The organism is Glaesserella sp. (assembly GCF_041814905.1).
Classification (GTDB): domain Bacteria; phylum Pseudomonadota; class Gammaproteobacteria; order Enterobacterales; family Pasteurellaceae; genus Glaesserella.
This window is the reverse complement of the sequence record NZ_JBGXYA010000008.1, coordinates 1-9,388: the sequence shown is the minus strand read 5'-3', so window position 1 is coordinate 9,388 and position 9,388 is coordinate 1. Positions and strand designations below refer to the sequence as shown.

The 9,388-nt window shown below is 44.3% G+C and carries 7 protein-coding genes; 3 read left to right on the top strand and 4 right to left on the bottom strand.

All coding sequences use genetic code 11. From position 1 onward, the window contains the following. The 4 genes from malQ to malE form a co-directional block, all read right to left on the bottom strand. Window positions 1-1,943 (bottom strand): 4-alpha-glucanotransferase (gene malQ / locus ACEYJ7_RS01000; protein ID WP_373777171.1); only part of this gene is annotated, 1,943 nt, incomplete at its 3' end. 114 nt (window positions 1,944-2,057) lie between these two features. After that, on the bottom strand, window positions 2,058-2,948 hold the full coding sequence (gene malG, locus ACEYJ7_RS00995) for a maltose ABC transporter permease MalG (protein ID WP_373777170.1): 891 nt from the start codon (window positions 2,946-2,948) through the stop codon (window positions 2,058-2,060). A gap of 100 nt (window positions 2,949-3,048) precedes the next feature. Next, window positions 3,049-4,605 (bottom strand): maltose ABC transporter permease MalF, encoded by a 1,557-nt coding sequence (gene malF, locus ACEYJ7_RS00990; RefSeq protein ID WP_373777169.1) that lies wholly within the window; start codon window positions 4,603-4,605, stop codon window positions 3,049-3,051. Window positions 4,606-4,766: 161 nt separating this feature from the next. Continuing rightward, window positions 4,767-5,951: a maltose/maltodextrin ABC transporter substrate-binding protein MalE gene (gene malE / locus ACEYJ7_RS00985; RefSeq protein ID WP_373777168.1), complete on the bottom strand. Its 1,185-nt coding sequence runs from the start codon at window positions 5,949-5,951 to the stop codon at window positions 4,767-4,769. A gap of 325 nt (window positions 5,952-6,276) precedes the next feature. Between malE and malK the strand changes: the two genes are divergently transcribed. From malK to ACEYJ7_RS00970, 3 genes are all read left to right on the top strand, one after another. Then, on the top strand, window positions 6,277-7,416 hold the full coding sequence (gene malK / locus ACEYJ7_RS00980; protein ID WP_373777167.1) for a maltose/maltodextrin ABC transporter ATP-binding protein MalK: 1,140 nt from the start codon (window positions 6,277-6,279) through the stop codon (window positions 7,414-7,416). Between the two features lie 81 nt (window positions 7,417-7,497). After that, entirely contained in the window at window positions 7,498-8,775 is a 1,278-nt protein-coding gene (locus tag ACEYJ7_RS00975) for a maltoporin (RefSeq protein WP_373777166.1), read from the top strand. A 166-nt stretch (window positions 8,776-8,941) separates the two neighbouring features. Next, on the top strand, window positions 8,942-9,388 hold a 447-nt coding region (locus tag ACEYJ7_RS00970; protein WP_373777165.1), incomplete at its 3' end, for a MalM family protein.

Genomic DNA, 9,388 nt, shown 5'->3' with positions numbered 1-9,388 from the left:
GTCGTACTCAACTTGCGACGCCAGTTCGGATATTCGGTACTGGTACCGGGAATATTCACCGGTTCTAACATATTCAACCAATCTTCCGGTTGGGAGCCGAATAGTACACTGTTCGTATCCGCCACATAACTTTGTAATTGATGATTGAAACGTTGGCTGACATTATCGCTGTCGGCATCTAACACTTGTCCGCTATTTTCTACCGCTTTACGGATTTCTGCTTTATTACGTAGGCGGGTACGTTTTAGCATATCCAATACTTGCGGATTCGGGTACACCCCGAATTGTTGCCCTAAATCAAAATCATAGCTTTGCCAATACCCTTTTACCGTCGGTAAATCATGGGTACTTAACGTCGTCATGGCTTGATACGGGTAGTTCGCCAACGGTTTGCTACCTTGGTGATCGTACTCAAAATAGAAAATGTTGTAGGCTAAAATGCCTTTGTTTTCAAGGGTTTCCAACATGCCTTTCGGCACTGTTCCTAACGCCTCGGCAATGATTAAACATTGGTGACGTTGGCTTTCAAGAGCTAAGATTGAAAGTAAATCTTCCAACGGATATTTCACATAAGCGCCGTTTTTCGCCGAGTCGCCTTTCGATACCCACCATAAACGAGCAAAGCCGAGAATATGGTCGATACGCAATGCGCCACAATCTTTCATATTGGCACGCAATAAATCGACAAACGGCTGATAGCCACGTTCTTGCAACACTTCAGGGTGCATTGGCGATAATCCCCAGTTTTGCCCTTGCGGTGCCATAATATCCGGTGGTGCGCCCACCGATGCGCCTAACACGAACAGATCTTTATCCGCCCACGTTTCCGCTCCGTTATCCGCCACACCAACGGCTAAATCACGATAGAAGCCAATCGGCATACCGAGTTGTTTTGCCAGCTCATTACAGGCTTTGAGCTGTTGTTGTGCCACAAATTGCAACCACATATAGAAACGGACTAAATCGCTCTGTTCTTGTTGGAATTGTTGCACGCAAGCGGTGTGATAATCTTGATATTTTGCGTCCCAGCAGTTCCAGCCCCATTGTTCGCTGAATTGAGAAGACAGCCATTGGTGTAAAGCGTCAAAAGTACCTTGAACTTTTAAGGCTTCGCCGTTTTCGGCGATAAATTGCTCGAACTCAGTTTGATCTTGTTGTTTAAATTGATCGAATGCCAAATGCAAACCTTGCAGTTTTAACTGCATCACCTGCGAATAATCGACATAATCTTTTTGGCGAGCTTCGTTTAATTGGCGTTGAATATCCGCTGAATTAAACCAAGTTTGAGCTTCACGGCTTTGTCGGAAAGCGTCAATCGCACCAACATCAATATAAATAACGTTTTGCCATAAACGAGAAGACGGGCTGTATGGGCTTGCCCCTTCAGGATTGGCTGGGAATAACGAATGAATTGGATTTAAACCGACAAAATCACCGCCTTTTTCCGCTAATTTCGTTAAAAATTCCGCTAAATCGCCGAAATCGCCAATCCCCCAGTTTTGCTCTGAACGTAGGGTATAAAGCTGTAAAATCGCCCCCCATAATTTTTTATGCTCTGCAAGTTCTTTCGGTTGGTATGCCCGCTCAGGGGTAATGATAATGCGACATTCTGCGGTTGTGCCGTTTAGACTTAATTGATGATAACCAAGGGGTAAATCACGAGGCAGATCAATGCTATTACGTTTGCATTTTCCCGTTAAAATCTCACCGCTTTCAAGGGTTAATGTCCAATTTGCGTGAATGGTCTGGGTTTTATCCGCCACAAAAAGCGGAATAAAGACTTGCTCGCCTTGTTTGACCACTTTAACAAGCGGTAGGATTTTGCGACTTTTTTGCAAACCGAGTAATTTGGCCACTTTGCCGTAAACGGACGGTTGGGCGTAAACACGGCGACCGTGTTCATCCACGAAGTAACGATTTAAAAATGGGTGATTTTGTTTCACTGTTATTATTCTCTAATTTGTCGTTAATTGGATATTTCCTCCGATCAAACTCCCCTCTTTAGCAAAGAGGGGGAACTGAATCGAAGCAAAAGCGAAAATGTTTCATTTATCAAATTACCCTTTCACCCCACCAGCCGTTAATCCGCCGACTAACCAGCGTTGTGCGATGATAAAGACCACAGTGATCGGAATCGCGGATAAGATTGCCGCCGCCGCAAAGTCACCCCACAGATAGTTTTGCGGGTGCAGATATTGTTGCATACCCACCGCCAAGGTGTAGTTACTGACGTCACGTAACAAGAGGGAAGCGACCGGCACTTCAATAATCGCCGAGATAAAGGCAAGGATAAAGACCACCGCTAAAATCGGGACGGACAATGGTAATAAAATCAAACGGAACGTCTGCCATGGTGTTGCGCCGTCAAGTGCGGCGGCTTCTTCCAATGATTTATCGATGGTTTCAAAGTAACCTTTGATTGTCCAAACGTGCATTGCGATACCACCAAGGTAAGCGAAGATCAAACCGCCGTGCGTGTTTAAACCTAAGAAAGGCACATATGCCCCTAAACGGTCAAATAACGCATACAACGCCACAAGTGAAAGCACTGCCGGGAACATTTGGAAAATCAACATACTTTGTAACAACATGGATTTACCGGCAAAACGTAAACGTGCAAAGGCATACGCCGCCGTCGTGGAAAGAGCAAGCGTGATAATCGCCGTGACTCCCGCCACCTTGACTGAGTTCCATAACCACAACAATACCGGGAACGGTGGCGGTGTGACCGTCCCGTCCGGATTCGTGACGCTGAAACCTAACGCCAACTTCCAGTGTTCAAGGGAAATTTCACTGGGAATAATTTCCCCTAATGCCAAGTTACCCGGGCGAAGCGAGATCCCTAAGATCATCAATAGGGGGAACATAATCAACGCACAGAATGTGATGAGAAAGAAATGCGTTGCAAATAAGCGCGCTTTCATTGATTTAGGTTGAACGATAGCCATAAGAAATTCCTTATAAGTTATAGATTTTATCATCTAACTAGTCCCCCTCTTTAGCAAAGAGGGGGTAGATCGAAGTCAATTACTTGCTTTTCATACTTTTTTAATCCTGCTGCAACTTCGTCAAACGAATTTGGAACAACGCCAATCCGCTCACGAGTAAGAAAATGATCACGGCAATTGCCGCTGCTAAACCGAAGTCTTGCGTACCGCTGCCTTCAAAGGCGATACGATAGGTATAGCTCACTAACAAGTCGGTATAACCTGCCGGTGTACTGGTGCCGATCATGGACGGACGACCTTGGGTTAACAACTGAATCAGAACAAAGTTATTGAAGTTAAACGCAAAGCTGGCAATCATCAACGGCATCAGCGGTTTAATCAGCTGCGGCATCGTGATACGGGTGAAGTTTTGCCATACCGTTGCACCGTCAATGGCGGAGGCTTCATATAAATCGTGCGGAATCGCTTTCAATAAGCCCATGCAAACGATCATCATGTACGGATAACCCAACCAAGTATTCACAATCAGCAACATCGTTTTGGCTAAGAACGGATCATTAAACCATTCCGGGCGAATACCGAACAGATTATCTAAAATTAAGTTGATTTCCCCGAAGCTTTGGTTGAACAACCCTTTAAATACAAGGATGGAAATAAAACCCGGCACGGCATACGGTAGGATAAGTAATAAACGGTACACCGCTTTGCCTTTTAACGGCTCCCATTGGACTAATGACGCAAAAATCATACCGAGCAACGTCGTAAAGACCACGGTTAAGAACGCAAACGTCACCGTCCAGATAAAGATTTGGATAAACGGTTTTTGTACCCCTTCGTCCGTTAAAATTTTGACGAAATTTTGCCAGCCGATTGTGACCGTATAACCCGGCTCAACCCGTTTACCGGTGAAGTTACCTTGGTCATCAATCTGCTCGAAGAAACCGACGTCATTGTTCGGTTTATAACGCTCGTTCGTCTCGTGATTGGTTAAAATTTGACTTTCCGGATCAAAACTGAAACGGCTGCTTTGTTGGGAAAATTGACGGAGCGAGCTCATAGTGAGCATTTCGTTGCTCGGTAAAACCGCATTAAGGCTTTGAAGCTGTTGGCGGTTTTGAGTGACAATTCTAAGCGGGGCGACATTGCCTTCAGGTAACGCCGCTGCTTCTTCCAATTTGATTTCCCCTTTCAATTCGCTTAATGCAAGCGGTGCGGAAAGGTAAGTTTTTTGCAAATTTTTATTTTCAAGGACTAATTGATATTGACTGTTCGGCGTTTCAAGTAATTTGAAATCGTAACGTTCGCCCGAAAAATAGCGTTGGCTTTGCAGTTGGCTGACCACACGCTCAAAAGCAAGTTGGTTTGAACCGCTGTAATTGGTAAAGGCGATCACGACAGTACAAACAAGCGGGAAGACCACAAAAATACCTAATGCGGAAACGCCCGGGAAGAGATAACGCCAACGATAAGCCCGTTCCGAACTAAAGACAAAAATACCGGAAGTCACGACGACTAAGGTCAATAACGCAAATAAAATTTCACCCTGCAAATAGATGGTAAATACCAAATAAAAAGCAACAAGGTAAAGCAAGCCGACAAGCGCCCGTTTACCCCAAAGCTGAATAGGTGAAATAGAGGTGTGAGTTGAGGTTAGCATTTTAGTTTCCTTGTTTGAGAACTACGAAGAGGAAATTGCAAAACATTATAAGAAAGTGACCGCTTGTGTAAGCATTCGTAGGGGCGGGGTTTATCCCCGCCCGAAATGATATAAATATTTTACCGGGTGGGGATAAACCCCACCCCTACAATTAAAAAATATTACTCTTTCTCAATCTTCGCTTGTGCTTCATCCAGTGCTGCTTTCACGGATTGACGACCGGATACGGCATTATCGATTGCTGCTTTTTCCGAATACCAGAAACGGCTCATTTGCGGGATATTCGGCATAATCTCACCGTGTTCCGCATTCGCCATCGTGGCGGCAATACGCGGGTCTGCGGCTAATTTTTCTTGGTAGCTCTTAAGCGCAACCGCACCTAACGGCGTATCTTTATTGACCGTATCCAAGCCGGCGTCGGTTAATAAATGATTTTCCAAGAACTCTTTCGCCAAATCTTTGTTCGGGCTTGAAGCATTCACCGCCGCACTCAATACCCCGACGAAAGGTTTACCGGCATGACCGTTTAATGTCGGTAATACGGCTACGCCGTAGTTAATGCCGCTTTTCTCAATATTTGCCCACGCCCAAGGGCCGTTAATCGTCATTGCGGTATTACCTTTATTGAACGATGCTTCCGCAACGGAATAATCGGTGTCGGCATTAATGACTTTCTTTTTCACAAGATCCACGACGAACTGTAAGCCTTTTTGTGCCGCTTCATTGTTTACGCCGACATCTTTCACGTCATAACCGTTTGGTGTCACTTTAAACGCATAAGCGCCTTGAGAAGAGATGATCGGCCAAGTGAAATACGGTTCGGCAAGGTTCCACATGATCGCATTTTTACCTTTCGCTTTCAGATCCTTGTCTAACTTCTCAATTTCTTCCCAAGTTTTCGGCGGGGTCGGTACTAAGTCTTTGTTATAAATCAAAGAGAGCGCTTCGATAGCGATAGGATAAGCAATTTGTTTACCGTTATATTTGGTCGCCTCCCAACCGATATCCGATAATTTTGCTTTAAATTCTGCGCTTGGCTGTACTTCCGCCAATAAACCGGATTGTGCATAGCCGCCCATACGGTCGTGAGCGAAAATAATGATATCCGGACCGTCGCCTGTTGACGCTACCTGCGGAAATAATTCTTCTAATTTGCTCGGGTGCTCAACAATGACTTTAACGCCGGTTTCGGCTTCGAATTTTTTACCGACTTCCGCTAAGCCGTTATAACCTTTATCCGCATTAATCCAAATATTTAATTGTCCTTCTACCAATTTAGCATTAACACCTTGCGCTAAACATACGCCGGCTAGAACGATAAGAGCGGTTTTTGTTAGTTTTTTCATAGAATTTTCCTCATATTAGTTGGGATAGAATGTTGTCGGCGACATAGTGAAGGATTTCATTTTTGAGTTCATCCTCCCCCCATCTCCCCCCTCAGGATTTATTTAGTGATCTACTTCACACTTTACATCTCTCTGCTGAAAATTGTGAGCTTACTCACAAAAAAGAGTGGGTAAATTGTGATCTGCGTCACACTTCATGCCAAAACGAAAGCAAAAAAAATTTTTTGTAAATGCTGAAAATTTTTTCGAAAGTATGATTTCAACCGTGTGACGGATGATTAAGCTTAACGGCATTCAAAAACAGTCAGGTAGAGGATAGTTCAGAATGGCAAATGTAAGGCTCGTTGGTGTCAATAAATCATATGGTGATGTACATATTTCACGTGATATTAACTTAGATATTCAGGAAGGTGAATTTGTTGTTTTTGTCGGTCCGTCAGGCTGTGGAAAGTCAACCGTATTAAGAATGATTGCAGGTCTGGAAGACATCACTTCCGGCGATTTATATATCGGTGAACAACGCATGAATGACGTTCCGCCTGCCAAACGCAACATCGGTATGGTGTTCCAATCTTACGCCCTCTATCCGCATTTAAATGTGGCGGAAAACATGTCTTTCGGCTTAAAACTTGCCGGTAAATCCAAAGCGGAAATTGAGCAACGGGTTAATCAAGTTGCTGAAGTTTTGCAGCTTGCGCACTTACTGCAACGTAAACCGAAAGAACTTTCCGGCGGTCAGCGTCAACGTGTAGCGATTGGCCGTACCCTCGTTTCCCAACCTGAAGTATTTTTATTGGACGAACCGCTCTCTAACCTGGATGCGGCATTGCGTGTACAAATGCGTGTCGAAATTTCCAAACTGCACAAAAAATTAGGCAGAACCATGATTTACGTAACCCACGACCAAGTCGAAGCCATGACTTTGGCGGATAAAATCGTGGTACTACAAGCACTCGGTAATAACACGCAAATTGCAACCAACGTTGCACAAATCGGTAAGCCGTTGGAGTTGTATCACTACCCAGCAAACCGTTTTGTTGCTGGTTTTATCGGCTCACCAAAAATGAATTTTATCCCTGTCCGTGTCGTCGAAGTCCGCCAAGATGCGGTAAAAATCGAATTACCGGATTCGGCGCATCTGAATTTCTGGGTGCCGGTAGAAGGAAAAGGCGTAAAAGTAGGCGATAACCTATCGTTAGGTATCCGTCCGGAACATCTGCTGCCTTGCGATCAAAGCGAAGTTTGTATCAAAGGCACGGTGAAAGTCGTCGAACAATTGGGGAATGAAACTCAAGTTTACATCGAAATGCCTCCGATTAAACAAAGTTTGGTTTATCGCCAAAATGACATCGTTTTAGTGAAGGAAGGAGACGAACTGTCCGTCGGTATTAATCCGAACCGTTGCCATTTATTTAAAGAAGACGGCACCGCGTGCAAACGCTTGTTTAAAGAACAAGGCGTATAACGATTTTTTTCATAATGTAAAACCTCAGGACGTATGAGTTCGCTCAAAAGTCTCTATTTTAAAAAGTTTAAGGAGTTTCCTATGAATATCAATAAAAGCTTGCTAGCAACCCTTATTTCAGGTGCATTACTTTCAACTTCTGCGTTTGCGGTCGATTTCCACGGCTATGCCCGTTCAGGCATCGGCTGGACATCAGGCGGCGGTGAACAATCTGCCTTTACCGTAAACGGCGGCGGTTCAAAATATCGTTTAGGTAATGAATCAGACACTTACGCTGAGTTAAAACTTGGTCAAGAATTATATAAATCGGGCGAAAAATCAATTTATTTCGATACCAACGTAGCTTATGGTGGTACGTTACACAACAATGACTGGACAGAAACAAGCCCGGCATTACGTGAATTAAACGTACAATTCAAAAACTTTGCAGACAGCTTACCAGGTGCAACTTTATGGGCTGGTAAACGTTTCTACCAACGTCATGATGTTCATATGAACGACTTCTACTACTGGGATATTTCAGGTCCGGGTGCAGGGGTTGAAAACATTGATTTAGGCTTTGGTAAACTTTCTTTAGCAGTAACACGTGATACGGAAGCGGGCGGTGCATTCTCTTATTACTACGATTATGCAACCAAAAGCTATAAGAGCGATCGTTCAGTAGATAAAGATGTATACAACGATATTTTTGATGTTCGTTTAGCAGGCATTGAGCTTTGGAAAGACGGTTCATTAGAACTTGGTTTTGACTACGCTAACGCTCACAAAAAAGACGATTCGGCTTATGTCAATAACGATGCAACCAAAAACGGTTACATGATTACCGCAGAATATACTCAAGGTAACTTCTTCGGCGGTTTCAATAAATTTACCGCACAATATGCGAAAGACTCCATGACTTCTTGGAATAACGGTCATGCACAAGGTTCTTTAGCCAGCAACCGCGGTCATATGCTCCGCTTAATCAACCAAGGTGTAGTTCAAGCCAGCGACAAAGTAGAAGTGATGTATGCCTTAATCTATGAAAAAACAGACTTAGATAACAACCAAGGCAAAACATGGTACTCCGCAGGTATCCGTCCAATGTATAAATGGACTGAAACCATGAGTACCCTTGCGGAAGTCGGCTACGATGTGATCAAAGATCAAGCGACAGGTAAGAAAAACAACTTAGCGAAATACACCATTGCCCAACAATGGCAAGCCGGCTCAAGCATTTGGGCAAGACCAGCAATCCGTGTATTCGGTACATACGCTCACTGGAACGACAAATTCAACACCGCAAACCGTACAAACGCCGGTTATAAAGCGAAAGACGGCGAGTTTATCGGCGGCGTTCAATTTGAAGCTTGGTGGTAATAAGTAAGTTCCCCCTCCCGTTTACGGGAGGGGGCTAGGGGGAGGGGAATACAAGCGGTGACTTTTCACTAAAATTTTACAATTTTATCCCCCTCCCTACCCCTCCCCCGTAAACGGGGGAGGGAATTTTATTAGATTACCCCCATTATTCACTCTCGGAGGATTTATGAAAACCAACATTGCCCTTTTCCTTTCGGGCCTATTTCTCGCATCACAACTTGCTGCCGCACCATTACAACCGACAAAAGCGGAATTAGCCAAAATTCAATGGCAAGATATTACGCTTTCACAAAATAATGAGACGAATGTGGCAACACTCGCGAACAAATTAGCGGGCGCAAGCGGTTCGGTTGTGGCATACAAAATCCCCGCCAATCAAGGTACGATTAAACTCGACATCACAAGCCCGGTACAAAAAGATAATACGGTATTCGTCCCGAACGCATTGATTTTAGATGCACAATTTAACCCGGCGATGACTTATCCGTCTTCCCAATTTAAATTCAGCGAAGAACGCGGTTTAAGTCCGGCACAATATCAAGCGGAACTCAGCCTCACCCCAACGGCAAATCAAGATTTCATCTACTTGCTTGTTTATACGACCGAGCAAGAT